The organism is Arthrobacter sp. P1_B3 (assembly GCF_056406615.1).
Map to the genome: position 1 here is coordinate 1 of NZ_JBFTZV010000001.1, position 25,344 is coordinate 25,344.

At 68.8% G+C, this 25,344-nt stretch carries 27 protein-coding genes; 9 read left to right on the forward strand and 18 right to left on the reverse strand.

Annotated elements, in window-relative coordinates; all coding sequences use genetic code 11:
* From AC1D2F_RS00005 to AC1D2F_RS00045, 9 genes are all read right to left on the reverse strand, one after another.
* On the reverse strand, positions 1-722 hold a 722-nt coding region (locus AC1D2F_RS00005), incomplete at its 3' end, for a thiolase family protein (RefSeq protein ID WP_476965956.1).
* Positions 719-1,174 carry a 4-carboxymuconolactone decarboxylase gene (pcaC, locus tag AC1D2F_RS00010; protein ID WP_364746591.1) on the reverse strand — a complete coding sequence of 152 codons (456 nt, stop codon included), beginning with the start codon at positions 1,172-1,174 and terminating at the stop codon, positions 719-721. The genes pcaC and AC1D2F_RS00005, both read right to left, overlap by 4 nt.
* Positions 1,171-1,989, reverse strand: a complete 819-nt coding sequence (locus AC1D2F_RS00015) for an alpha/beta fold hydrolase (protein ID WP_476965957.1) — start codon at positions 1,987-1,989, stop codon at positions 1,171-1,173. The genes pcaC and AC1D2F_RS00015 overlap by 4 nt, the downstream gene beginning before the upstream one ends.
* The gene (locus AC1D2F_RS00020; RefSeq protein ID WP_476965958.1) at positions 1,982-3,499 is read right to left on the reverse strand and encodes a lyase family protein; all 1,518 of its coding nucleotides are present in this window, start codon (positions 3,497-3,499) and stop codon (positions 1,982-1,984) included. Before AC1D2F_RS00020 ends, AC1D2F_RS00015 begins: the two co-directional genes overlap by 8 nt.
* The gene (pcaG, locus tag AC1D2F_RS00025; RefSeq protein ID WP_476965959.1) at positions 3,496-4,071 is read right to left on the reverse strand and encodes a protocatechuate 3,4-dioxygenase subunit alpha; all 576 of its coding nucleotides are present in this window, start codon (positions 4,069-4,071) and stop codon (positions 3,496-3,498) included. The genes AC1D2F_RS00020 and pcaG overlap by 4 nt, the downstream gene beginning before the upstream one ends.
* Before the next feature lie 7 nt (positions 4,072-4,078).
* Complete coding sequence (gene pcaH / locus AC1D2F_RS00030; RefSeq protein ID WP_476965960.1) at positions 4,079-4,975, reverse strand: protocatechuate 3,4-dioxygenase subunit beta; 897 nt, start codon at positions 4,973-4,975, stop codon at positions 4,079-4,081.
* A 41-nt stretch (positions 4,976-5,016) separates the two neighbouring features.
* Entirely contained in the window at positions 5,017-6,990 is a 1,974-nt protein-coding gene (locus tag AC1D2F_RS00035; protein WP_476965961.1) for a TIM barrel protein, read from the reverse strand.
* On the reverse strand, positions 6,990-7,871 hold the full coding sequence (locus tag AC1D2F_RS00040) for a shikimate dehydrogenase (RefSeq protein WP_229991915.1): 882 nt from the start codon (positions 7,869-7,871) through the stop codon (positions 6,990-6,992). Before AC1D2F_RS00040 ends, AC1D2F_RS00035 begins: the two co-directional genes overlap by 1 nt.
* Positions 7,872-8,031: 160 nt before the next feature.
* Entirely contained in the window at positions 8,032-8,874 is an 843-nt protein-coding gene (locus AC1D2F_RS00045) for an IclR family transcriptional regulator (RefSeq protein ID WP_229991914.1), read from the reverse strand.
* A gap of 225 nt (positions 8,875-9,099) precedes the next feature.
* Here AC1D2F_RS00045 and AC1D2F_RS00050 point away from each other — a divergent pair, with 225 nt between their 5' ends.
* Entirely contained in the window at positions 9,100-10,419 is a 1,320-nt protein-coding gene (locus AC1D2F_RS00050; protein ID WP_229991913.1) for an MFS transporter, read from the forward strand.
* Between the two features lie 116 nt (positions 10,420-10,535).
* On the opposite strand, the gene AC1D2F_RS00055 is transcribed toward AC1D2F_RS00050, so the two are convergent.
* Positions 10,536-11,621, reverse strand: coding sequence for an ATP-dependent DNA ligase (locus tag AC1D2F_RS00055; RefSeq protein WP_229991912.1), 1,086 nt, complete (start codon positions 11,619-11,621; stop codon positions 10,536-10,538).
* Between the two features lie 106 nt (positions 11,622-11,727).
* Here AC1D2F_RS00055 and AC1D2F_RS00060 point away from each other — a divergent pair, with 106 nt between their 5' ends.
* The 3 genes from AC1D2F_RS00060 to AC1D2F_RS00070 all read left to right on the forward strand — a co-directional run bounded on the left by AC1D2F_RS00060 (position 11,728) and on the right by AC1D2F_RS00070 (position 14,883).
* The gene (locus AC1D2F_RS00060; protein WP_364746603.1) at positions 11,728-12,723 is read left to right on the forward strand and encodes a TIGR03885 family FMN-dependent LLM class oxidoreductase; all 996 of its coding nucleotides are present in this window, start codon (positions 11,728-11,730) and stop codon (positions 12,721-12,723) included.
* Positions 12,720-14,462 (forward strand): alpha-amylase family protein, encoded by a 1,743-nt coding sequence (locus tag AC1D2F_RS00065; protein WP_476965962.1) that lies wholly within the window; start codon positions 12,720-12,722, stop codon positions 14,460-14,462. The genes AC1D2F_RS00060 and AC1D2F_RS00065 overlap by 4 nt, the downstream gene beginning before the upstream one ends.
* A gap of 184 nt (positions 14,463-14,646) precedes the next feature.
* Entirely contained in the window at positions 14,647-14,883 is a 237-nt protein-coding gene (locus AC1D2F_RS00070) for a hypothetical protein (protein ID WP_476965963.1), read from the forward strand.
* Between the two features lie 3 nt (positions 14,884-14,886).
* On the opposite strand, the gene AC1D2F_RS00075 is transcribed toward AC1D2F_RS00070, so the two are convergent.
* The 3 genes from AC1D2F_RS00075 to AC1D2F_RS00085 form a co-directional block, all read right to left on the reverse strand.
* Entirely contained in the window at positions 14,887-15,213 is a 327-nt protein-coding gene (locus AC1D2F_RS00075) for a MoaD/ThiS family protein (RefSeq protein ID WP_476965964.1), read from the reverse strand.
* Positions 15,214-15,229: 16 nt separating this feature from the next.
* Positions 15,230-16,354, reverse strand: a complete 1,125-nt coding sequence (locus tag AC1D2F_RS00080) for a WD40/YVTN/BNR-like repeat-containing protein (RefSeq protein WP_476965965.1) — start codon at positions 16,352-16,354, stop codon at positions 15,230-15,232.
* 67 nt (positions 16,355-16,421) lie between these two features.
* Complete coding sequence (locus AC1D2F_RS00085; RefSeq protein WP_229991906.1) at positions 16,422-16,634, reverse strand: hypothetical protein; 213 nt, start codon at positions 16,632-16,634, stop codon at positions 16,422-16,424.
* Between the two features lie 151 nt (positions 16,635-16,785).
* On the opposite strand from AC1D2F_RS00085, the gene AC1D2F_RS00090 reads away from it, so the two are divergent.
* From AC1D2F_RS00090 to AC1D2F_RS00105, 4 genes are all read left to right on the forward strand, one after another.
* Entirely contained in the window at positions 16,786-17,271 is a 486-nt protein-coding gene (locus AC1D2F_RS00090) for a universal stress protein (protein WP_229991905.1), read from the forward strand.
* 214 nt (positions 17,272-17,485) lie between these two features.
* A complete protein-coding gene (locus tag AC1D2F_RS00095) occupies positions 17,486-17,863 on the forward strand; it encodes a metal-sensitive transcriptional regulator (protein ID WP_476965966.1) in 378 nt (125 codons plus the stop codon).
* A 67-nt stretch (positions 17,864-17,930) separates the two neighbouring features.
* Positions 17,931-18,161: a cation transporter gene (locus AC1D2F_RS00100; RefSeq protein ID WP_229991991.1), complete on the forward strand. Its 231-nt coding sequence runs from the start codon at positions 17,931-17,933 to the stop codon at positions 18,159-18,161.
* Between the two features lie 136 nt (positions 18,162-18,297).
* Positions 18,298-20,532 (forward strand): heavy metal translocating P-type ATPase, encoded by a 2,235-nt coding sequence (locus tag AC1D2F_RS00105; RefSeq protein WP_476966095.1) that lies wholly within the window; start codon positions 18,298-18,300, stop codon positions 20,530-20,532.
* A 27-nt stretch (positions 20,533-20,559) separates the two neighbouring features.
* On the opposite strand, the gene AC1D2F_RS00110 is transcribed toward AC1D2F_RS00105, so the two are convergent.
* Positions 20,560-20,832 (reverse strand): DUF2277 domain-containing protein, encoded by a 273-nt coding sequence (locus tag AC1D2F_RS00110; RefSeq protein ID WP_229991902.1) that lies wholly within the window; start codon positions 20,830-20,832, stop codon positions 20,560-20,562.
* 94 nt (positions 20,833-20,926) lie between these two features.
* On the reverse strand, positions 20,927-21,880 hold the full coding sequence (locus AC1D2F_RS00115; protein WP_229991990.1) for an EamA family transporter: 954 nt from the start codon (positions 21,878-21,880) through the stop codon (positions 20,927-20,929).
* A 215-nt stretch (positions 21,881-22,095) separates the two neighbouring features.
* Between AC1D2F_RS00115 and AC1D2F_RS00120 the strand changes: the two genes are divergently transcribed.
* The gene (locus AC1D2F_RS00120; protein WP_229991901.1) at positions 22,096-22,638 is read left to right on the forward strand and encodes a CGNR zinc finger domain-containing protein; all 543 of its coding nucleotides are present in this window, start codon (positions 22,096-22,098) and stop codon (positions 22,636-22,638) included.
* A gap of 71 nt (positions 22,639-22,709) precedes the next feature.
* Here the strand turns inward: AC1D2F_RS00120 and AC1D2F_RS00125 are convergent, their stop codons facing one another.
* The 3 genes from AC1D2F_RS00125 to AC1D2F_RS00135 form a co-directional block, all read right to left on the reverse strand.
* Positions 22,710-23,072, reverse strand: coding sequence for a hypothetical protein (locus tag AC1D2F_RS00125; protein WP_229991900.1), 363 nt, complete (start codon positions 23,070-23,072; stop codon positions 22,710-22,712).
* An 84-nt stretch (positions 23,073-23,156) separates the two neighbouring features.
* Positions 23,157-23,750, reverse strand: a complete 594-nt coding sequence (locus AC1D2F_RS00130) for a hypothetical protein (protein ID WP_229991899.1) — start codon at positions 23,748-23,750, stop codon at positions 23,157-23,159.
* Between the two features lie 90 nt (positions 23,751-23,840).
* Positions 23,841-25,196: an MATE family efflux transporter gene (locus tag AC1D2F_RS00135; RefSeq protein ID WP_229991898.1), complete on the reverse strand. Its 1,356-nt coding sequence runs from the start codon at positions 25,194-25,196 to the stop codon at positions 23,841-23,843.
* Positions 25,197-25,344: the final 148 nt, after the last annotated feature.

The following is a 25,344-nucleotide window of genomic DNA, read 5'->3' on the forward strand; positions in this document are numbered from 1 at the left end:
GTGCCGTTCTCCGCGCGGAACACGGTCTTGAGCCCGGCGAGCTTCTCCGCCGAGGACCCGGCCCGGATGCCCTCGTCGCGGACCAGGTCAGTGCCCGGGACCGGGACGACGAGGTTGTCGTAGAAGCCCTCGTCCCACGCCGCGGCGGCCAGGTTGTGCGAGCTGGCGGAGAACTCGTCCTGCGCCTGGCGGCCCACACCGTACTTCCCGGCCAGCCGTTCGGTGGCCTCGCCCAGGGAAATGGTCCACTCCGTCGGCATGGCCTGGTTCACCAGCCGCCAGCCCAACGTAGTGGAGGCCAGGGTGAGGTCCCCGGCCGGGTACGGCTTCTCGGTCTTGGGCAGCACCCACGGGGCGCGGGACATCGATTCGGCGCCACCGACCAGCATCAGCTCGGCATCGCCGGTGTTGATCTGCCGGGACGCGATGATCGTCGCGTCCAGCGAGGAGCCGCAGAGCCGGTTGACCGTGGTGCCCGGGACCGAGACCGGCAGCCCGGCCAGCAGGGTGCCCATCCGGGCGATGTTGCGGTTTTCCTCGCCCGCGCCGTTGGCGTTGCCGAACACCACCTCATCGACCCGCTCCACGTCCAGCCCGGGGGCGCGCTTCACCGCTTCCCGGATCACGTGCGCGGCAAGATCATCCGGACGGACGGCGGCCAGGCCGGATCCGAACTTCCCGAAGGGCGTCCTCACGGCATCGTAAATGAAAGCCTGGTTCATGCTGTCTGGTCCATTTCTGTGTTGTCCATGGATTGGAACACCTGCTGGGCGGTCTTGAAGGCCGTGTTGGCGGAGGGGACCCCGCAGTAGATGGCGGTCTGGAGCAGGATTTCCTTGATCTCATCCCGGCTCAGGCCGTTGGTGATGGCGGCACGGATGTGCATGGCCAGTTCTTCCCAGTGCCCGTGCGCCACCATGGCGGTAAGGGTGACGGCCGAGCGCATCTGGCGGCTGATCCCGGGCCGGGTCCAGATGCCGCCCCAGGCGATCCGGGTGATCATGTCCTGGAAGTCCTCGGTGAAGGAATCCTTGTTCGCGTTGGCGCGGTCCACGTGCGCGGCGCCGAGGACCTCGCGGCGGACTTTCATGCCGCCGTCGTAGATTTCCTGGCTTGTCGCGCCGGGCTGGACTACGCCGTTTCGTTCGGGGCTGTTGAGTTGGTGTCCGGTCATTCGCCCGCTCCTTGGGTCTCGGTCCAGGTGATGAGGCTTTTCAGCAACTCGGCGATGTGCCCCGGCGCCTCGAAGGGCGCCAGGTGTGCCACGCCCTCCAGGCTGACGGCCGTGGCCGTGCCGCCGCCGGAGGTGATGCCCGCGGCGACTTCCTCGGCCATGGACGGCGGGGCGACGGCGTCCAGGACGCCGGCAACAACCTGCGTGGGGACGCGGATGGTGCCGAGCTGGTCCCGCACGTCGAAGCCGGCCAGGGCCTCGCAGCAGAAGGCGTAGCTGAGGCGGTCGGCGTCCCGGAGGGTGTGCAGGAGCCGGCTGCTGAGTTCGGGCTGGCTCTCCATGAATCCCGGGGCGAACCAGCGCTGCGCCGAGCCTTGGATCATCACCGGGGTTCCCTGTGTGCGGACGGTTTCGGCGCGCTCCAGCCAGCCCTCGGGGGTGCCGAGCTTCGCGCCGGAGCACTGCACGGACAGGCTCTTGAGCCGGTCGCCGTGTTTGATGGCGAGCTGCAGGCCGGTGGCCCCGCCGAGGGACACGCCGGCGTAGTGGAAGCGCGCACCCGGGGCGATCGAATCGACCAGGCCGATCACGGCGTCCGCGAGGTCGGCGACCGTGAAGGTCTCCTGCGCTGCGGGCGAGACGCCGTGCCCGGGCAGGTCCCAGGCGACGACGTCGACGTCGTCGCCCAGCAGGGCGCCGGCCTGGCTCCACACGAGGGAGGATGTTCCGAGCGATGGGCCCACGATGAGGAGGGGCTTGTCGCCCAGCGCGCGCTGGGGCGAAAGCAGGACTGCTTTGACGGTGGGTCTAGCCACGGGAGGTTCCATTCTGCAGTTGGTGAGCGGTGGCGCCGGCCGGGGCGGCGGCGTGGGCGGTGGCGTATTCCGGGTACGCCGCGAGGATGCGGCGGGAGATCTCAACGGCCTGGCCGAGGTAGTTGGCCGGGTCCAAAAGCTCCTCAAGCCGGGCGTCGGTGAGCAGATATTCCGGGACGGCCGCGCGGAGCAGTGTCCGGTAGGTGGCCGCCTGCTCCGCGGCCGGGGCCCGGAGCGTTTCGTCCACGACGCCCTGCAGGCGCTGCTTCCCGGTCCGGCCCGATCCCGTCTCGGCGCTGCGCACGTCCAAAAGCGGCGCGACGGCGGCGTTGACGGCTTCAGAGAGCAGCAGCGGGCCGGCGAGGTCCAGGTTGCGGCGCATCGCTGCGGGGAAGACCTGCAGCCCTTCGGCCAATTCGCGCATCTGCGCCGCGGCGCCGAGGGCCAGACGCAGCAGCTGGCGCAGGGCCACCCATTCGCTGTGCCAGGCGCCGTCGGGGCGTTCGTCGTTGAAATTGGCGGCCGCGAGGTGCAGCTGTGCGGCCAGGGCCGGAGCCTGCAGGGCGGCGCTGCGGATCAGCACGGAGAGCACGGGGTTCTGCTTTTGCGGCATGGCCGAGGACACGCCCCGTCCCGCGACGCGCGGTTCGGCGAGCTCGGCCACTTCCGGCCGGCTCAGGAACAGGATGTCGGCGGCCATCTTTCCGGCCGCGTCCGTCACGGCCGCCAGCGCGTCGCCGAGCCCGGTCACGGCCAACCGGTTGGTGTGCCAGGGGGCAGGAACCGTGGCGAGACCCAGGCGGGCGGCGAGCCGGTCGGCGAGGTCAAACGGGGAGAGCGGCCCGCCGGCGGAAGTCAGTGCTGTGCCGGCGGCGAGAGTTCCGGCAGCGCCGCCGGTCTGGACCGGCAGGTCAAGGGCCTCAAGCCGGCTGGCCGCGGCCGCGAGCCCGTTGAACCACTGCGCGGCCCGCAGCCCGAAGCTGTAGGGCAGCGAGTGCTGGGTCAGGCTGCGGGCAACACAAAGCGTGGCCGCATGGGCTTCAGCGAGGCCGGCGAGGGCGGACGTCGCGGTCTTGAGCTCGGCCTTCAGCTCGCGCACGGCCCCGGCAGCCAGCACCATCAGTGCCGAGTCGAGCACGTCCTGGCTGGTCAGCGAGGTATGAACGGCCTGTACCGCGCCGAGACCCCCGGTGTCCAGGGCCCGGACCTGTTCCCGGAGGTCGGCGAGCAGCGGGATGACGGGGTTGCCGCCGCCCTGCGCGCGCACGGCGATGCCCGCGACGTCGTACCGCTGCACGTCCGCTGCTGCGGCCACCACGGCGGCGGACCCGGCCGGGGCGAGGCCCGCCTCGTCCAGGACGGCCGCCCAGCCCGCCTCGACCTGCAGGATGGCGGCGAGCACTGCACGGTCCCCGGTCAGCGCCGCCACAAGCGGCGACGCCGACACGGGATTCAGCAGGCCAACGTCGCCGTGCAGGCCGGCGTCACCGTGGGTCTCGAAGAAGGTCACTTCGAGGCACCCTCGGCGTCGTTGAAATCCAGGAACACCGTCTCGCCCTCGCCCTGGAGGCGGATGTCCCAGGTCAGTCCGCCGTCGGGATCCCGGCGCGCGATCAGGGACCGGCGGCGGTCCGGCTCGAGCGAGCTGAGCAGCGGATCCTTGGCCAGGGCTTCCTCGTCCTCCGGCAGGTAGACGCGGGTGAACAGGCGGTTCATCAGGCCCCGGGCAAAGACGGCGACGGCGATGAACGGCGCCGCGCCCTCCTCGGTGGGGCCGGGATTCACCGTGGTGAAGGTGAAGACGCCGGTGTTGCCCACGGCGCTCCGGCCGAAGCCGGTGAAGGTGTAGCCGTCGCGGACCAGGGAGCCCGTGCGGTGCGGAACGTTGCCGTCCGCGTCGGCCTGCCAGATCTCCAGGATCGCGTCCGGGATCGGGTGCCCGGCGCCGTCATAGACGGTGCCCTGGAGCCGGATGGAGCCCGGGGAGCCGGGGGCCAGGAGCTCGCGGTCCTTGGCGTAGGGCAGGGCGTAGCCATAGAACGGCCCCACCGTCTGGCCCGGTGTCGGGGTGAGTTTACTCATGGCGCTCCTATTCATTCTCGTCGCCTCCTGCGCCCAATGCCTCGTTTTCTGTCCAGGTCCGCTTGGACCCGGTCAGGACAATGTCCCAGTTGTAGGCCAGAGCCCATTCGGGTTTGGTCTGCTCGTGGTTGTAGGTGGCCACGAGCCGGTCGCGGGCATCCTGGTCCACGATCGACTGGTAGATCGGGTCCAGCGGGAACAGCTGGTCACCGGGGAAGTACATCTGGGTGACGATCCGCTGGGTGAACTCCTGCCCGAACAGGGAGAAGTGAATGTGGGCCGGGCGCCAGGCATTGAGGTGGTTCTTCCACGGGTAGGCGCCGGGCTTGATGGTGGTGAAGCTGTAGGAGCCGTCGGCGCCCGTGATGCAGCGGCCGACGCCGGTGAAGTTGGGGTCCAGCGGTGCCGGGTGCTGGTCCCGCTTGTGGATGTAGCGGCCGGCGGAGTTCGCCTGCCAAATCTCCACAAGCTGGCCGGCCACGGGGCGGCCGTCGCCGTCGAGCACGCGGCCGGAGACCACGATGCGTTCGCCCAGCGGCTCGCCGTTGTGCGCGATGGTCAGGTCCGCTTCCAGCGCGTGGACGTCCATGTGCCCGAACGCTGGCGAGTAGAGTTCGATGGTTTCCGGGTCCGCGTGGTGCAGGTCCTTGGTGGGGTGGCGCAGGACGCTGCTGCGGTACGGCGCGTAGTCGAGCCGCGGCTGGGTTTCGGCCGGGGCTCCGTTTTTGAGGGCCTGCGCGTAGGCCTCGCCGATCGCCTTCATCTCGGCGCTGAGGTCCGCCTGCGACTCAGCGGCGGCGTCGAGCGGCGCATACGTCTTTGGTGCGGCCTCCGTGGCTTCGTCGGACACGTCCTCGGTGATCGGGTCGGCATTGAAGATGTCGAGGTTGATTTCTTCAGGCACAGCAGCCTCCTTTCCTTGGTGTGTTTGTTGTTCGGATGGGGTCAGGAAGTGCGGGTCAGGTGGTGCAGATGGTCGTACTGGACGGCGTGCCGCACCGGGGCGTTCGGGGCGCCGTAGCCGTCGTAGGCGCCGCGGCGTTCCACCATTTCGAAGAACACGCTGCCCACCGTGGCCGTGTAGAAATGCAGGAATTCGCCGTCGGCATCGCGGTCATAGAGCAGGTTGAGCTCGCGGAGCGTGGCCAGGAATTCCGGCTCCAGCTCGAACCGGGCATCGAGGTCCTCGTAGTAGTTCGCCGGGATCCGCAGAAAGTCCAGTCCGCGGTCCCGTGCGGCCCGGGCAGTGGCCACGAGGTCATCCACGGCGAACGCCACGTGCTCCTGGTAGGTGCGGCGGTGGCCGGTCCCGGACGCGCCGGCGGGGCCCTCCTGCTGCAGCAGCGGCGCCAGGTTCAGCACCAGGCGGACGCCCCGGTCCTGCGTGAGCATCACCTGGGACCGGACCAGCCCGGTGGGGCTGGCCACCTCGGCGAACGGCTGCGGCTCCAGCGCAAGCGCGCTGGTGTAGAAGAGCACGGCCTCGTCGAAGTGCTGCCACGGCTGGGCGAGGTTGACGTGGTCGATCACGGCGCCCGGGTTGCCGGCCCGATCCTCCGCGGGGACGCCCAGTCCGTCGCCGAATTCCCGGGTCCACGCGGCGGTGCCGTCCGGGCTGCCCTGGCAGAGGAAGATTTCGGTGGAGTCCGGCGCGGCGAAGCCCTGGAAGACTTCCTCGTTGGCCTGGCTCTTGCGCGGCACCGCGGGAGCCTTGAGCTGCTGGGCGCGGGCGGCGGCGATGACGGGAGAGTCGACGTCAAAGCCCACGGCAGAAATGGCAGCGGAAATGGCAGCGGCGGCGGGAGCCTGCTGGAGGGCAGCACCGGCGGCGGTGGCCGGTTCTTCAGTGATGATCACGCGGGCGTGGCCCATGGTCCACAATTGCACGTCCTTGGTCCGATGCCGCCCGTTAAACGCAAACCCCAGCTGGCCGAGCAGGGTTTCCAGGCCGGCGGTGTCCCCTGCGCGGACCTCGGCGAAGTTGAAGCCGGCGGGCTCGGCCACCCGGGGTAGCGTGGCGAGCTCCATGGGGTAGCGGCGCCGGGCCGCGGGGCCGGCCGCCTTGCTGGCCTCCTCGCCTTCGGCGGGGGCCGGGTTTGCCTCTAGCCAGGCGGCGCTTTGCTCTTCGAGCCAGATCAGCGACCGCATGGCATCGACGGCGGTGCGTTCGACGTCGGACTGGCGGAAGACGTCGTTGAACACCTCCAGCGACACCGGCCCGGTGTAGCCGGCGCGGACCACGTGGCCCATGAACTTGGCGAGCTCGAACTGGCCCTCACCCGGAAACACCCGGTAGTGCCGGCTCCAGGACAGCACGTCCATGGACAGCTTGGGGGCATCGGCGACCTGCACGAAGAAGATCTTCTCCGGGTTGAAGGCCTCGATCGGCGCGGTGTCCCAGTCCCGGGAGAGGATGTGGAAGGAGTCCAGGCAGGTGCCCAGGTTGGGGTGGTCCACCATGTCGACCAGCCGGTGGGCGTGCTCGTAGTCGTTGACGTACTTGCCCCAGGCGAGGGCCTCATAGGCGACCTTGACGCCGTGTTCACCCGCGAGGTGCGCGAGCCGGGAGAGCTGGGTTGCCCGGAGATCGTCGTCGTCGATCGTGGCCGTGCCGACGTTGGAACAGAGCAGCATGGTGTCCATGCCCAGGCGGGACATGAGCCTGAACTTGGCATCCGCGCGGCGAAGGTTGGCGGCGAGCAAGTCCTCGGGAACACTGTCGAAGTCGCGGAAGGGCTGGTAGAGGTCCAGGTTCAGGCCGAGGTCGGCGGCCAGTTTCCGGACGTCCTCCGGGCTCAGCGGGGACGTCACGAGGTCCTGTTCGAAGATTTCGATCCCGTCGAAGCCGGCCATGGCGCAGGCCTGCATTTTTTCCCGCAGGGTGCCGGCGAGGCAGACGGTGGCGATTCCGGTGCGCATCAGGCGGCCACTTCTTCCGCGGCCACAAGTTCCAGGAAGTGGGAGCGCATGCGGTCGGCATCGGCCTGGCGCCCGGTGAAGATCCGGAAGGCGTCCGCCGCCTGGCCCACGGCCATCCGGCCGCCGTCGAGCACGTCGCAGCCCTTGGCGCGCGCCTCGCGGACAAGCTCGGTTTCGATCGGCCGGTACACGATGTCGGCCACCCAGTGCCGGGACTCCACGAGGGACATGTCCAGCGGAACGCCCGGGTGGGCGGCCATGCCCACGGGGGTGCAGTGCACCAGGCCGTCGGCCTGCGGCATGAGCTGCGGGAGCTCCGCCGTCGTCCGGGCAGTGACGGTCCGGTCCGGGAAGAATCCGGCGAGCTCGGCCGCCCGGGCGGCGCAGCGCGCCGCGTCGGTGTCCACGAGGTCCAGTTCGCGGACCCCCGCGGTGAGCAAGGCGTAGGCGACGGCGGAACCGGCGCCGCCGGCGCCCAGCTGCACCACGCGGTCCAGGGTGGCGCCGGGGAGCCCGGAGGCCAGCGCCGCCGCGAAGCCGGAAAAGTCGGTGTTGTAGCCGATGAAGCGGCCCTCGCGGATGACCACGGTGTTGACGGCGCCGAGGCGCCGGGCGTCTGCGGAGACTTCGTCCAGGTAGTCGAGCACGAGCTGCTTGCAGGGGTGCGTGATGTTCAATCCGTTGAACCCGAGGCTCCGGGCGCCGGCGAGCAGCTCCCCCACGGCCTGGCCGGGCAGGCCGAGTTCGGTGAGGTCGATCGGGCGGTAGAGGTACCGGAGGCCCTGCACGTCGCCTTCGCGTTCGTGCATGTAGGGCGTGAGGGAGGGCATGACGCCGTCTCCCACGAGGCCCACGAGGAAGGACTCTGCTCGATTGCTCATCCGGTTAGCTCCTTTGACAACGGCACTCGGCGGGCTGGGACGCTTGCGGCATCTCCGGCGGCCCGGGTGACAGGGATTACATTACAGACTTTGTTCACATGTTGCACTGTTGTTCGAATGACGAACTTATTGTTACGGCGGTGGCTCCGGCGTCGGGCCGTCACCGCTGGGGCAGCCGGGCCGACAGCTCGGCGGCCGCCGCCTGAAGCAACGGCACAAGGGCCACCAGGGACTCCATGCTGAGGCGGAACACCGGAACTGCCGTGGCAAGGGAGGCGAAGGCGTGCCCCTGGGCGTTGAAGACCGGGACGGCGACGGCGCGCATGCCGAGCTCGTTTTCCTCGTCCATGGTCGCGTAGCCCTGGCGCCGGACCTGCTCGATTTCCGCCCGGAAAGCCTCGCGGTCGGTGATGGAGAGCGCCGTCAGTGGTTCCAGGGGCAGCTCGTCGACGAGCTGGACGCGGGTGGCGTCATCGGCGAACGCCACCAGCGCCTTGCCCACCGAGGTGGTGTGCAGGGCCCCGAGATGCCCGGGGTCGCTCGTGACCCGGAAGGTCTGCGGGCCGTCCACCTTGTTCACCGTCAGGTGGTGGAGGCCGTCGCGCACGGAGAGGATGGTCGCCTCGCCCGTTTCCTCGGTGACCCGCCGCAGGATGGGCAGGGCCGTACCCGCGAAGCCGTGATGGTTGGAAACGCGCTGGCCGAGCTGGAACACCCGCAGCCCCAGGTGGTAGCGGCGGCCGTCCGGCTCATAGTCCACGAAGCCGTCCCGCGTCAGGGACCCGAGCAGGCGATAGGTGGTGCTGAACGGCAGATCCGCCCGGCGGGAAATGTCCGCGGCACTGGCGCCGCGCGGCTCGTCGCCCAGGAGGACCAGCAGGCCCAGCGCCTTGCCCACCATGTCCGTCCGCGAGTCCTCCCTGGCGGCTTTGGCCGGCTTTGCAGGGGCTTCCCCGGGATACCCGGAAGCGGCGGGCGTATCTGTGGCTTGATTCACACTCATGTACTGATATTCCCACATAGTGAGAGCTATTTCTAGATGGTGATTATTTTTCTTGACAGGTGACTGTGCTCACAGTCATGATTGCTATATCGCAAAAGTAGCTTCCACCATGTGGCTACTAATCCTGGTCTTTCCTCGGACCTCCGGCTGCACCACACTTAAGCAAGCGGCAGTCGAGACCTTCCTGATCCATCCGCGACAACGTCGTCACACCAAAGGAACACCATGAGCCACACTGTCCCGTCCACGACGCCGGGTACCGTCACAGGAGGGACGCCGAAGAAGGCGGCCCTTGCCAGCTTCCTGGGCAGCGCCGTCGAGTATTACGACTTCTTCATCTTCGGTTCCGCAGCGGCACTGATCTTCCCGCACGTTTTCTTCCCCGATGCGGACACCAATGCGGCCATCATGTCCTTCGCGACCTTCGGCTTCGCCTACGTGGCCCGTCCGGTCGGCGCGGTCATCCTCGGCCACTTCGGCGACAGGATTGGACGCCGGAAGGTCCTCATGTTCACGCTGCTGCTGATGGGTGCCGCCACTTTCGTTATCGGCTGTCTCCCGGACTTCGACACGGTCGGCTGGTGGGCCCCGGCACTTCTGGTGCTGGCACGGCTCTGCCAGGGCCTGTCCGCAGCCGGCGAGCAGGCCGGCGCCTCCTCCATGACGCTCGAGCACGCCCCGGACAACCGCCGCTCGTTCTTCACCTCCTGGACCCTGACCGGAACCCAGGGCGGCCAGATCCTCGCCGCCCTCGTCTTCATCCCCGTACTGGCCCTGCCCGATGAGATCAAATACACCATCGGCTGGCGCATCCCGTTCTGGCTCAGCGCCGTGGTTGTGCTGATCGCGTTCTTCATCCGCCGCACCCTGCACGAGCCCCCGGCGTTCGAGGAAGCCCAGAAGACCAAGCAGATCTCCAAGCTCCCGGTGGCCGACCTCCTCAAGGACCACTGGCGCGATGTCCTCCGCGTCATCGCCTGCGCCTTCATCGCCGCCGTGTCCACCGTCTTCGGCACCCTGGCCATCAGCTACGCCAAGAACGTCGCCGGCGTGGACGGCACCACCACCCTCTGGCTCGTGGTGGGCGCCAACTTCATGGCCCTGGGCACCCAGCCGCTGTTCGGCATGCTCGCGGACAAGATCGGCCGCAAACCGGTCTTCATCTATGGCGCACTGTCCAGCGCGGTCCTGACCCCGGTCTTCCTGCTGAGCCTCGAATCCGGCAGTGTCCCTCTGATGTTCCTCGCGGCAATCGGGTTCTTCTCGTTCGGCTACGCTGCGGCCAACGCGGTCTGGCCCTCCTTCTACGCCGAGATGTTCACCACCAACGTCCGCTTCTCCGGCCTCGCGATCGGTACGCAGCTTGGCTTCCTGATGGCCGGTTTCGCCCCGGCGATCGTCGCGGCCATGGGCGGCATCCAGTCCGGCGGCTGGGTCCAGATCAGCATCTTCACCGGCATCATCTGCCTGATCGCCACCGTCGCGGCACTGACGGCCAAGGAGACGTTCAAGGTCCCCACCCGGGAGCTCGGCCAGCAGCACTAGGTTCCCGCCCGGCGCTCAGCCGGCAGTTCCGCACCGCACGACGGCGGCCCGTCCCTTCTGGGGGCGGGCCGCGTCGTTAAAGGCGCTATTGCGTTGTCTCAGGTTAGGTTTGGGCCTTAGCGTACGGCGCCCAGCACCGCGGCGAGATCGAACTTCACCGGCTCCTCCAGCTGGTCATAGGTGCAGGAGTGCGGATCCCGGTCCGGACGCCAGCGCACGAACTGGGCAGTGTGTCGGAACCGTTCGCCCTCCATGTGGTCGTACTTCACTTCCACCACGCGCTCGGGCCGGAGCGGGGTGAAGGACAGGTCCTTGCCGCCGCTCCACCGGCTTCCCTGGGCATTCCGCGGGGTCCGCGCCCCCTCCTCCTGCCGGGCCCAGGCCCAGGGGTGGTCCTCGAAACCGGTGACCAGCTCCTGCAGCTCGGCAAACAGCTCCTGGCGCCGTGCCATCGGGAAGGCGCCCACCACGCCGACATTCGCCAGCACCCCGGCGTCGTCGTAGAGCCCCAGCAACAGCGAGCCGATCCGGTCCGGACCGGAGGTGTGCACGCGGTATCCGGCGAGCACGCAGTCCGCCGTCCGCTCATGCTTGACCTTGACCATCGCGCGCTTGTCCGGCTGGTAGGTGCCCTCCAGCGTCTTGGCCACGATGCCGTCAAGTCCGGCGCCCTCGAACTGCCGGAACCAGCGCTGCGCCGTGTCCCGGTCGGAAGTCGCGGCCGTCAGGTGGACCGGGGCCGCGCTGGCCGCGAGTGCGCGTTCGAGCTCCCGCCGGCGCTCGGCGAAGGGTTTTCCGGTGAGGTCCTCGTCGCCGAGGGCGAGCAGGTCGAACGCCACGAAACGCGCCGGGGTCTGTCCCGCGAGCAGCTTCACCCGGCTGGCGGCCGGATGGATGCGCTGCTGGAGCGCATCGAAGTCGAGCCGGTCCCCCGAGGCCGCCACCAGGATGATCTCGCCGTCCACCACGCAGCGTTCCGGCAGCTCCGTCTTCAGCGCCTCGACGAGCTCGGGGAAGTAGCGCGTCATCGGCTTGCCGTTCCGGCTGCCGATCTCCACCTCGTCGCCGTCGCGGAAGATGATGGAGCGGAACCCGTCCCACTTCGGTTCAAAGAGCCAGCCCTTTCCAGTGTCCGGCACCGGCAGGGCAGGGAGTGCTTTGGCCAGCATGGGCGCAATGGGTGGCATCAACGGCAGTCGCATAGCGCCCATTCTTGCGCCGCGGACCCGGCACCGCCAGCCCCGCCGCAGGGCTTTCCCCAACGAGGGTTTCCTCGACACGGCCCCGCCCCCACGGTAGACATGGGTGATGGCTACCATTGGGTTCCACGCCTCGCATGAACAGATCAGCCCCGGCCGCCTCCTCAAGGACGTGCAGCTGGCCGAGCAGGCCGGCTTCGATGCCGCGATGTGCTCGGACCATATTGAGCCGTGGTCCGCCCGGCAGGGCCACTCCGGCTTCGCCTGGTCCTGGCTCGGGGCCGCGCTGGCCACCACCGGGCTGCGTTTCGGGGTGGTGACGGCGCCCGGGCAGCGCTACCACCCGGCGATCATCGCGCACGCCTCGGCCACCTTGGCGGACATGTTTCCCGGCCGCTTCTGGATGGCGCCGGGCAGCGGTGAGTACATGAACGAGCACGTCACCGGCGAGCACTGGCCGCAGAAGGAGACGCGGCAGCGCCGGCTGGAGGAGTGCGTCGACATCATCCGCCGGCTCCACGCCGGCGACGTGGTCACGCACCACGGCCTCGTCACGGTGGAGCAAGCCCGGATCTGGGACGTCCCGGAGACCAAGCCGCCGCTCATTGCCCCGGCCGTGAGCGTGAAAACAGCGCGCCGGGCGGCGGCCTGGGCGGACGGACTCGTCACCGTGAACCAGCCGCCGGAAAAGCTGAAGGACATGCTGGCGGCCTACCGGGACGCCGGTGGCCGCGGGAACGCTGCCCTCCAGGTCCACCTGTCCTGGGCACCGACAGAGGCCGAGGCCGTCGCGATCGCTATGGACCAGTGGCGCACCAACGTCTTTGCGCCGCCGATTCCCTGGGACCTGCCCACGGCGGCCCATTTCGACGGCGTCAGCGCCGGTGTCCAGGAGGACCAGGTGCGGGCGGCCGTCAACGTTTCCGCCGATGCCGGGCAGCACGCCCAATGGCTCGCGTCCTATCTGGACCTCGGATTCGACGAGCTGTACCTGCACTTCGTGGGCCAGGAGCAGGCTCCGTTTATCGACGTCTTCGCCGAACACGTCCTCCCCCAGCTCCGCCCGGCCGGACAAGCCCTGACCGGACCGGACGGTGCGCTGTGAGAATCGCCGAAACCTCTGACCTCTGGTGGAAAAACGCGGTGATCTACTGCCTGGACCCGGAGACTTTCTTCGACGGCGACGGCGACGGCACCGGAGACTTCGGCGGGCTGATCCAGCGCGTTGACTATCTTGCCGCGCTCGGAATTACCTGCATCTGGCTCATGCCCTTCTACCCCTCCCCGGACCGGGACGACGGCTACGATGTCACCGACATGTACGGCGTGGACCCCCGGCTGGGGAGCCCGGGGGACCTGGTGGAATTCATCCGCACCGCCAACGATCGCGGCATCCGGGTGATCGCGGACTTTGTCATCAACCACACCTCCGACCGGCACCCGTGGTTCGTCCAGGCCCGGAAGTCCGTGGACAACCCGTACCGCGACTACTACGTCTGGCGGAAGGACACGCCGCCGGACACCTCGGACCAGGTGGTGTTTCCCGGCGAGGAGACCTCCATCTGGACCCAGGACAAGGCCACCGGTGAGTGGTATCTGCACATGTTCGCCAAACACCAGCCGGACTTGAACGTGATGAATTCCAAGGTGCGGGACGAGATCGCGAAGTCCATGGGATTCTGGCTGCAGCTGGGCCTGGACGGCTTCCGGCTGGATGCGGTGCCCTTCTTTCTGGAGTTGCTCGGCGAGCCCAAGGACGAGGCCGCGAGAATCGATCCGCACCAATACCTGAGCGCCCTGCGCAGCTTCCTCAACCGCCGCCAGGGCAGTGCCGTGCTGCTCGGCGAGGTCAATCTCCCGTACAAGGAACAGCTGAAGTACTTCGGCGGCCCGGCCGGCAACGAGCTGAACATGCAGTTTGATTTTCTCTCGATGCAGAACATGTACCTGTCACTGGCCCGGCAGGACGCCCGGCCGCTGGCCCGGACGCTGAGCAGCCGTCCGAAAATCAATCCTGACAACCAATGGGCCATGTTCGTCCGGAACCACGATGAACTCACGCTGGACAAACTCAGCGATGCCGAACGCGACGAGGTCTTCGCAGCCTTCGGCCCAGATCCCGACATGCAGATGTACGGCCGCGGACTGCGGCGGCGGCTGCCCACCATGCTCGGCGGCGACCCGGCCAGGATCCGCATGGTCTACTCCCTGATGTTCTCGCTGCCGGGCACCCCGGTGCTCTTCTACGGCGAAGAGATCGGGATGGGCGAGGACCTGCGGGCGAAGGGCCGCTCGGCCGTCCGCTCCCCCATGCAGTGGGACAACACCACGAACGGCGGCTTCTCGACCGCCCCGTCCGGGGACCTCGTGGCCCAGCCGGTGGAGGGACCCTTCGGCCCGGCACATATCAACGCCGCGGCCGCGAAACCGGATCCCGATTCGCTGTGGAACTTCGTCGCGACGCTGATCCAGCGCTACCGGGAATGTCCCGAGCTCGGCTGGGGCAGGTTCGAACTCATCAAGCAGGGCTCGCCGGCGGTGCTGCTGCAGCGCTGCACGTGGGACGGTTCCACGGTGATTGTCGCCCACAACTTCGGCGCGGAGCCGGTGTCCGTGACGGGCGCGATGGCGGCGGCATCGCCGCAGGAGGGCGAGGAAAGCGGGCCAGCGGGTCCGGACGCGACGGGCGGCGAGGTGCGGTCGTACGCCGGGGCCGTGCTCCGGGACCTGCTCGGCGGCGAGGACATCCCGCTCTCCGACGACGGCGCCTTCGAGCTTCCGCTGGACCGCTACGGATACCGGTGGTTCCGGGTCCAGCGCCCGGGGGAACGACAACTCCCCTGAGCGCGCCCGCCGGCAGTGCGGCGGCCGGCAAACTAAGGGGGCCGGCGAAAAAGAGGGCCGGTAACCGCCGCGCCGTCGAAAACTAACCGGCCCCTTACCGTGCTGAAACGCGGACGCAACATTGGCGCAGGACACTGGAAGTGCCGGCAAGAGCAGGCACCAGCTCCAGTCAGGAGGCCCCGCCATGTTGAAGGAAGCCAAAGCCCATGTAACCCGTATCCGCGCCCTCGACCAGCTGCACCGCGGCGATGAGATCGAGGCCCACCTGAGCGTGGGCCCGAACTACGACGACGTCGTGATCCGCCGCGGCAGCGTCCAGGAAACGGCCCCCGGAATCGGCGTCGTCTGGATCATGGACCGCCAATCGGGCATGCGCAAGGCCATCAACGCGGACGAATGCACCGTCTGGCGGGTCGCCTGAGGCTCAGCCTCCCGCCACTGACTGGATGATGAGGACTTCCTGGCCTGGTGCCACGGCAGTCACCAGGCCCTGCAGCCGCCGGATTTCATTCCCGTTGACGTATATATTCACGTAACGGCGAACGCTTCCGGTCTCGTCCCGCAACCGCCGCGACAGAGCCGGGTAGTCCCCGGTCACCGTATCCAGCAACCACTCCACCGTCACCGTAGCCTCAGCGGGCGTAGTCAGGATGGACTGCCCGCCAGCGAGCGGCTGGAGCGCGCTGGGCAGGACCACACTGATCGCGGACTCGGCCGGCATGGAGTCGCCGTCGACCATGGCGCCGTTCATGCGCTTGTTCGTCCCCTCACGGCTGCGCCGGCACCAAAGCCGCGGAAACCACGGCCGCCCGCACGCACAGCACGTCCGGCAGGTGCGAGGCGATTTCGGTGAAGTGTTCGCCCTCGTCGGCGCTGGCGTAGACACTGCCGCCCCGCGTCCCGAAGTAGACGCCCGCGGGCTCCGCGCCATCGACGCTGGCGGCATCTCGCAGCACGGCGTTGTACTCAGCTTCCGGAAGCCCGGCGTCGAGCCGTTTCCAGCTGGCGCCGGCGTCATCCGTCCGGTGCACGGCCAACTTCCCGTCCGGCGGAATCCGTTCGCCGTCAGCCTTCAGCGGGATCACCCAGGCCGTACCGGCCCGGCGCGGATGCGTCAGCATCACAAAACCGAAGTCAGCCGGCAGCCCCTCGGCGATCGACTCCCACGATTCGGCGTCGTCGTCGCTGCGGTACACGCCGTGGTGGTTTTGCGCGTACAGCCGGCCGTCGACGGCGGCGTCGGCCGCGATCTTGTGGACGCACTGGCCGAATTCCGGATTGGGATCCGGCATGAAGTAGGCGGAAATCCCCTTGTTGCGCGGCTCCCAGGAGGTGCCGCCGTCGAGCGAGCGGTAGACCCCTCCCGTGCTCATGGCAACGTGGACTTTCTCGCCCGTGGGGTCAACGACGATCGAGTGCGCCGCGGCGCCGCCGTAGCCTGCGCCCCATTCGCTGCGGTGCGGATGGTCCCAGAGGCCGCGGTTGAGCTCGAAATGCTCGCCGCCGTCGGTCGATTTCCAGACGGAGATCGGTTCACATCCCGCCCACACGACGCCCGGGCGGGAGTCGGCGTCCGGGTGGATCTGCCAGATCCGTTCCAAGGCGGCCTCGGTGCCGTCGGGGAACGTGATGGCGCCATTTTCGGGTTCGCTCCAAGTTCCGCCCAGGTCATCGGAGTGAAAAACCGTGGGACCCCAGTGCTCGGAGCGGACCCCCACCAGGATCCGGGTCCTGCCATCGCGGGTATCGATGCCGATGCTGGGCACCTCACTCATCAGAAAATGCGGCCCGGACAAGGACCAGTGCCTCCGGTCCGGGCTGGTCGCCAGCCAAAGGCCCTTCTTGGTCCCGATCGCCAGGACATAACTCTCTGCAGTAGCCATGCGTCCCATGCAACCATCCCCGCCGGAAGGCCGCAATGGTTTTCTCCCGGCGCCGACGGGGGTACCGTGGCGCGTGTCAGTCGACGAACTCCGACTGCGTCTCGATGAAGTCCCAGTCCGCAGCCGTCAAAACTGCGGCGCCGCCGGCGGACGATTCAGCGGGACTGGGGCCGCCGGCGGCGGCTATCCCCCGCTGCACGGCCTCGGGCAGTTCGACGGTCCGGAGATTTTCCCGAAGCCATTCTTTGCTCGCCAAATCCAGATCCAACCACCACATGTAGATCTCCACGGCGGCCACCTCCTCCTGTGTTCTTCAACCGTAGGCCCCGTCCCCGGGCTGTTCAAGGGATTCCCCGGCAAACTGCGCCAGCGCCGTCCCGAGCTGCGGGAACGGGAAGTAAGCCCCTGTTCAGGGCGGCACCCCGGCGCCAGAATGAAGTATGTCTGACGACTCCGCCGACGGCCCGGCGCCCCTCGTGGTGGGCGTGGTTCCGGGGCAGCATCCCGAGGTGCTGCAGCTGGCGGCATCCCTTGCGAAGACCCTGGCCGCGCCCATGATCTGCGCCTACGTGGATGAGGCAAGCTACCTCGTGGAGTGGGATCCGGCGCGGTCCGCGCACCGCCTGTCGCTGCATCCGGACGCGGACGACGCCCGGATCCGGGAGACCACCCAGGAGTTGCGTTCGGCCATTGAGGCACACTGCGCAGGCCTGGGGATCGACTGGACACTGCGCACCCTGGCCGGGGACCCCGCCCGGGCGATCGGCAGGCTGGCCGCGGACGCCAACGCGCGCATGATTGTGGTGGGGACCCCCGAACGCGGCATCGGCCACCGCATTTCCGCGGCGCTCAACGGCTCTGTGGCGGCATGGCTGAGCCACCATCAGGAACGTCCGATCCTCATCGTTCCGGCGGGTAGAAAATAAAGCGAAAGTACTTATTCGGAGTGCTGGTGTTATCCCACTACCGCCAAGTAAGCTCGATGTGTAGGCGGGACGAACCGCCTACCCTATAGCTGCTCCGGAGTGCGTATCCCCCAATAACGCACTCCGGAGCTCTTTAATTTGCGCAACGTTCCAGATTCCCCGCAAGCCCGCACGCAGGCTTGAAACATACCCCTAGGGGGTATATGTTGGGGGCATGAGCGAGTCAGAAGTCCCCGGCACGGCGCGCCCGGACCCGTTGAGCTTGGACCCGTTGAGCTTGGACACAGCGCCCCACGAGCAGCACGGCTACACGGCCAACAAGGATGCCTACCTTCGCCGGCTCAAGCGGATCGAAGGGCAGGTCCGCGGCATCGCCCGGATGGTTGACGAGGACAAGTACTGCATCGACATCCTCACTCAGGTCGCCGCCGTCACCAAGGCCCTGCACGCGGTGAGCCTGGGGCTCGTCGAGGAGCACATCGGGCACTGCGTTGTCGGCGCCGCCGCCGAGCCGGATCCGGAGCTTCGGGCCGAGGCCATCGATTTCAAAGTCAAGGAAGCCACCGATGCAATCGGACGCCTCCTGCGCTAGGACCTGCACCACCCACCACACCACCGGGCCGGGGAACCACCACCTGCCCAGCGACAAGGAGCACGCCATGGCCACCGTTTCCACCACCGTCAACGTTTCCGGCATGACCTGCGGCCACTGCGTGTCCTCCGTCAGCGAAGAACTTGAGGCGCTCTCCGGCGTCGAAAAGGTCGACGTCGATCTCAAGGCCGGGGGCATCTCCACCGTCACGATCACCTCCAGCGAGACACTGTCGTCCTCCGAGATCGGCGAGGCCGTCGCCGAGGCCGGCTACCTCATGGTCGCCAGCGAAGCCTGAGTGACGTTCGCGCCGGCGGACGGCAGACGCCGGCCAACGGCAGACAGGGCATCGACGGGAAAAGAAGGGCGCCGTGAGCAGCGAGCAGTTGTTGGACCAAGCCGGAAGCCGGGTCATTGACCTCGATATCGAGGGCATGACCTGCGCCTCCTGCGTCAACCGGGTCGAGCGCAGGCTCGGAAAGCTCGACGGCGTCGAGGCCAGCGTCAACCTGCCCCTCGAGTCCGCCCGTGTCAGCGTCCCGGCGGACATTACCGACGACCAAATCACCGCCACGGTCGCGGCCGCTGGCTACAAGGCCACGATCCGGTCCCCCAAGTACCCGGGCACACCGGTTGAGCCCGCAGAACTCCCGGCCACCACCGGGGGTCCGACTGGCTCAGCCGCACCCTCACTCCGCCCGCGGCTCGCCGCGGCAGCCGCGCTCACCGTGCCGGTGTTCGCGATCTCGATGATCCCGGCGCTGCAGTTCCCGAACTGGGGCTGGACGGCCGCCGTCCTTGCCCTGCCGGTGGTCACCTGGGCGGCGTGGCCGTTTCACCGCGCCGCGGCAGCCAACGCCCGGCACCTGGCCTCGACCATGGACACCCTGGTATCAATCGGCGTGATTGCTGCCTACGCGTTCTCGGCCGGCCAGCTCCTAGCCGACCCGCGCATGACCGCACACCCGGCAGCGGAGGGCATGGGCTCCGGCGGCCTGTATTTCGAGGTCGCATCCGTGGTCACCACGTTCCTGCTCCTTGGCCGCTACCTCGAGGCCAATGCCAAACGGAAGGCCGGCGACGCCCTCAGGGCCCTGCTGGACCTGGGGGCAAAGGACGCGACGATCCTGCGCCACGGCACCGAGCACAAGATCCCGGCCGACCAGCTGGCCGTCGGAGATGTGATGGTGGTCCGCCCCGGCGAGAAGATCGCCACCGACGGCGTGGTCATCGACGGCTCCTCGGCCGTGGACGCCTCCCTTGTGACCGGCGAGTCCGTACCGGTGGAAGTTGGCCCGGACAGCCAAGTCACCGGGGCCACCATCAACACCTCCGGCCGGTTGCTGGTCCGCGCCACCCGCGTCGGGTCCGAAACCACGCTGGCCCAAATGGGGCGCCTCGTCTCTGCGGCGCAGACCGGAAAAGCACCCATCGCCCGGCTCGCAGACCGCATCAGCGCCGTCTTCGTACCGGTCGTCCTGGCCATCGCCGCCCTCACCTTCGGGGCCTGGCTGATGGCGGCCGCACCGGCCATGGGCCCCGACGAGGTCCGGGCCGCCTTCACCGCCGCCGTCGCTGTGCTGGTCATCGCCTGCCCCTGCGCCCTGGGGCTGGCCACACCGGTGGGGCTGCTCACGGGAACCGGCCGCGGCGCCCAGCTCGGCATCCTGATCAAGGGGCCGCAGGTCCTCGAGGACACCCGGACGGTGGACACGATCCTGCTGGACAAGACCGGAACCGTCACCACCGGCCGGCTCGCCGTGGACGGCATCCACAGCTTCGGACCGCACAGCGAAGCCGAGGTCCTGCGCCTCGCGGGGGCAGTGGAAAMCGCCTCCGAGCACCCGATCGCCCGGGCCATCGCCGCTGCGGCTTTGACCGCGGAGGGCTTGAACAACGACGGCGCCGGCCACCCCGCCGTCGCCGGCTTCCGTTCCGCGCCCGGCGGCGGCGTCCAGGGCACCGTGGACGGACGGCGGGTAACCGCGGGGCGCACCGGCTGGCTGCTGGAGCTCGGCATCGCCCCGGCCCCGGCGCAGCGGGAGGCGCTGGGCACTGCCGAAGACTCGGGCGCCACGGCCATCTGGGTTGCCGTTGACGGCGAACCCGCCGGCATCATCCGCCTGCGGGACACCCTCAAGCCCGGCTCCGCAGCCGCGGTCGCCCGGTTCCGGGAACTCGGGCTCCGGCCGATCCTGCTGACCGGTGACAACGCCGCCGTGGCCGCGCAGGTGGCGGCCGCCGTCGGGATCAGCCCGGACGACGTCTTCGCGGGTGTACTCCCGGAGGGCAAGGTCGACGCCGTGCGGAAGCTGCAAGCGGCGGGCGCCACTGTGGCGATGGCCGGGGACGGCGTCAACGACGCCGCGGCGCTAGCGCAGGCGGACCTGGGCATCGCTATGGGCTCCGGCACCGACGTCGCCATCGAGGCCGCCGATCTGACGGTGATGGGCAACGACCTCGGGCAGGTGGCGCAGGCGATCGAGCTCTCCCGCCGAACGCTGGGCACCATCAAGACGAACCTTTTCTGGGCGTTCTTCTACAACGCCGTGGGCATTCCGGTGGCAGCCCTGGGCCTGCTCAACCCGATGATCGCCGGCGCCGCAATGGCCGCCAGTTCGGTGCTGGTGGTGGCCAACTCGCTGCGGCTGCGCAGCTTCGGCCGCTAAGCCGGTCCCGCCCCTGGCGCCACTGCCTCAGGCCGCGCCGTAGCGGACGGCAGCGCGGGCTTTGGCCTTGGCGGCTTCCTCCCCGCGGTCCTTTGCGGGGGCGTGGGTCACGAGGGAGTCGAGCAGGTGCTGCGTCGCGTGGGCAACCTCATGCACAGCCCGGTTGAAGGCCTCTTCGTTGGCTTTGGACGGCTTCGTGCTGCCACTGATCTTGCGCACGTATTGCAGCGCTGCGGCCTCCACCTCGGCGGTGGTCGCGTGGGGCTCAAAATTGTGGAGGGTCCGGATGTTTCGGCACATATCTCCATGCTAGGTGCCTTCGGGCCCGGGAACGAGGACCCCGGCGTGAATGCTGGCACCCGGCAGGCACCTGAGAGGTAACGCTGGTGGTGGCTTACGGCACGGGCTCGCAGTCGTTCGCGTGATCCAGTGCCGCCGCACCGGTGCCGGCCGGTGCCCGGAGCTCGTCCAGACGGACCAGGACCACGCCCCCGACGATCAGGAGCCCGCCCAGGAGCTGGATGGGTCCGGGCAGTTCGCCCAGCAGCAGCCACGCCCAGATGACGGCGAACAGCACTTCGGTGAGCGAGACAAAGGACGCGACTTTCGACCCGAGCGCCCGCGCGGCGACAATTCCGGACACGTACGCCACCACCGTGGCCAGGACGACGAGGCCGCCCAGCGCCACCCACCACGGGGTGACCCAGGGTCCCAGGCGGGTGTCGGCGGTGCTGAAGGCCATCGGCAGCAGCCCGGTTGCCGCGGTCAGCCACATGACAATGGCGCCCACCATGAGCCCGCCGGAGGCCAGGACGATGGGCGGGAGGGTGTCGTTTTCCTTGGCGGTGATGAAGAAGTAGATGGCGAGGCAGACGGCGGCCGCGATCCCCCACAGCACGCCGATGAAGTCGACCTTCACGGCTCCCGTGAGGTCCAGGACCAGGACCAGCCCGCCGAGGGACAGGAGCGTGCCGGCAATGGTCAGTGGCCGCGGCCGTTTCCGGCTGACGGCCCACAGCCAGAGCACGATCAGGACCGGCGCGAGGTACTCCAGCAGCAGGGCGACGCCGACCGAGAGCCGGGACACTGCGTTGAAGTAAAACAGCTGGCATGCCGCGACGCCGATGAATCCAAACAGCACGACGGTCAGCCAGTTGTCCCGGAGCTGGTGCCACCGCCCGCGCAGGGCGGGAATGGCGGGGATGGCCAGAATCAGGGCCGCGCCCGTGAGCCGGGCCGTGACGGCCGCGCCGGGTGTCCAGCCCGTTTCCAGGAGCGCCTTGGCGAATGATCCGGAGAGCCCGAACACCGCGGACGAAAACAGGGCGACGCCCAGGCCGGAGGCCATGAAGCCTGATGCCGCTCCGGTCCGATTGGCAGCCTGTGTGGCACCCTGGCTCGCGCCCTGCGCGGCGCTGCCCGGTTCGGAGGCAGGCCGCTGGGCGGCAAGGTCTCGTACCGGGGCGGCGACGGGGCGTTGGGGGGCAGACACGGCAATCTCCTGTCAGGAGTAAAATAGGGTTATGCTCATGACATTACGCCCGGACAAGGTAAGGAGTCAAGATGGTTTTTGCCCCTGACACGGAAGTTGCCCTGCGTTCTGTGGTCAACCTCATCAACACGGCGGCCAACGGTGAGGAACATCTGGCCACCGCCAAGGATCTGGACGACTTCCTGGAGGCCGAGGGCTTCACCGGTTCCCGGACCCGGGATGAGGCCGAGCTGGCAAGCGTGCGGTACCTGCGCGGCGAGCTCGCCGAGCTCTGGCTGGCGGACGAGGCCACTGCCGCCGAGACCGTGAACCGGTTGCTCCGGGAGGCCAGGGCGCTGCCCCAGCTGGTCAAGCATGTTCCGTGGGACTGGCACTTGCACGCCACCACCCCGGAGGCTCCGCTGGCCGACCGGATGAGTACGGAGGCGGCCATGGCGATCGTTGACGTGATCCGCAGCAAGGAAATGGACCGCCTGCTGGTGTGCGCCGCGGACGACTGCGACGCCGTCGTGCTGGATCTGAGCCGCAACCGCTCGAAGCGCTACTGCGACACGGGCAACTGTGCCAACCGCGCCCACGTGGCCGCGTACCGGGCCCGGAAAGCCGCGTCCTGACGGCGACGGCCGCGGGCCGTGGCCTTCTGTTAAAACTGCGCCGTCAGGCCTGCGCTGTGAGGCCTGTGGTGTTAGGCCTGCGGGCCGCCATCACGGGAATCGCCGGGGCCGGCCTCGGGGCGGGGCCGCGCTGACGGGCCGCCGTGGCCGGAGGACGGGTGCTTGGAACTGAGGTTGACGCCGGAGCCCTTGCCCAGGTCCTCGGGGTTGTCCTTGTGGCTCATCGCGAGCATGGCGGCCACCACCAGGATCACAATGAAGGCGATCCCGGCGCCGATGAACGCGAGGTCGAACCGGGGTGAGCGGGCGCTGCCGCCCGAGGCGAAGATCAGGACGCCAAAGAACATCACCACGGCCCAGAACGCGGAGAACATGAGCGGCCCCTTGACCGAGTTCCGCAGGCTGCGGGGCGCTCCGGGTTTCTGCTGTGCCAAGGTGTTTTCCTCCTGCAGCCCGCGCGGGGAAGCGTGGCTGTCTTGTTACCGCAATTGTTCTACGCCGGGTAGAACCTGTCGGTACTAGTTTACGGCCTCCGCGGAATCGCCCGGAGCATCATGCCGCAGGGTCAGGCCGGACAGCATCCACAGGACGCCGCTGATGATGGCCCCGCCGCCCGCAACGCCGAGGAGTGCGTGCGGGCCGAGGCCGATGAAGAACGGCAGCGCGATCGCGGTGCCCAGCCCGATCACGCCGGAGGCGATCCAGTCGCGGGCCAGTACGGACCGGCCGCGGGCGAGAATGCCCGCGGACAGTTCCGCGGCGCCGGCCACGCCCAGGCCAAGGGCCGCGATCGTTCCGAAGACGAGTGGGGCGGGGATCAGGGCCACGGCCGCGCCGGCTCCGGCCAGGGCTGCTCCGCCGGCGGAGAGGATCCTGCCGGCGCCTTCCCGGGGGCGGAACCCGGTCTTGGGCAGGCCCCAGATCATGACCACACCGGTGGCCAGCAGGTAGAGGCCGCCGGCCCAGCCCATGCCGGCCTCGGACGGCGCGGCCCAGAACACGGTCACGGCACCAAACACGAGCGCAACGGCCGCCCTGAGAAGCACGGGCTTCCAGAGGTCGGCCGCGGCGCGGATGGCAGGGGTCGCGTCAGGCGCTGCGGGAAGAGTCACCCGTCCAGTTTAGTGCGAAGCCGCCACTGCCCGCGCGTCTGCTGGCCGGGCCGGCTCAGTGCGCCCGCCCGCGGTTCCTGCTCAGCGCACTCAGCGCGCGCCGAGGACCATCCACTTCTCCGTCCGGGCCCGGAGGCCGAGCGTCAGCGCCCGCGCCGCCATGTAGCCCAGGGAGAAGGCGGCCCACAGCCAGAGCAATCCCGCGCCGGCGCCGGCGCCGGAATACCCGACGGCCAGCAGCAGCGGCAGGTAGGCCGCGAGATTGACGACGCCGGCGATCGCCAGATAGCGGGCGTCGCCCGCGCCGATGAGGACGCCGTCGAGGACAAAGACGTAACCGGCCAGCGGCTGCCCGGCGGCGAGCACCCAAAGGGCGAGGGTCAGCGCCGCCCGGACGTCGGCGTCGGACGTGAAGAGGGCGCCTGCCCATGGCGCCGCGGCAGCCAGGAGGATCCCGGTCAGTGCGCCGAAGCCGAGCCCCCACCGCGTCATGGTGCGCGTCAGCGCGCGTGCCGCCACCGGCCGGGCCGCACCGAGTTCCTTGCCGATCAGGGCCTGGGCGGCGATCGCGAGGGCGTCCAGCGCGAAGGCGAAGAACGTGAAGATGGTCATGGCCAGTTGGTGCGCGGCGAGATTGACGGGACCCTGGGCGGTGACCACCACCACCGTGGCGAGAATCGCGATGCGAAGGCTGAGCGTGCGCAGCATCAGCCAGGAGCCCACCCTGGTCAGGGCCCGGATGCCGCGCCAGTCCGGCCGCAGGGACACCCCGTTGTTGCGGGCGTTGCGCCGGACGATCAGCACATAGACGGTTGCCATGGCCCACTGCGCGATGCTCGTGCCCACGGCCGAGCCGGTCACGGACCAGCCCATCCCGTAGACGAGGACCAGGTTCAGCGCGATGTTCAGTGTGAAACCGGCGGCGGCGACGATCAGCGGGGTCCGGGTGTCCTGGAGTCCGCGCAGCACCCCGGTGCCCGCGAAGATGAGCAGCATCGCCACGAGGCCCGGCATGGACCCGCGCAGGTAGTCCACGGCAAACCCATGCACCTCACCGCGGGCGCCCATCAGGTCCAGGAGCGGCCCGGCGGCCAGGAACCCGGCGGCCGCCAGGACGAATCCCAGCAGGAGCGCCAGCCAGACGCCGTCGCGTCCAACGGCGAGGGCTTTCGCCAGCTGGCCGTTGCCGATGGCCCGCGCCACGGCCGGCGTCGTGGAGTATGCCAGGAACACCATGAGTCCAACTGCCGTGTGAAGGACCGCCGATGCCAGCCCCACGCCGGCCAGCTCGGCCACGCCGAGATGGCCCACAATTGCCGAATCCGCGAGCAGGAACAACGGCTCGGCGATCAGCGCGCCGAAGGCCGGCACGGCCAGGCGCAGGATTTCCCGCCGGTGCCCTGTAGCCGGCGGCAGGGTCGTGGACAGCGGCGGGGAAGGATGCACGGCTTAACCCTAGCCGGGCACAAGAATAGCCACAGAACGTCATTTGGTTGACATTTCAAGTAAATGACGGAACCATAAGAGTTGAACATACAACTTTTGCGCTGCTGCGGCCCGCCCGCCGCAGCACCCAGACTCTAGAAAAGGCACG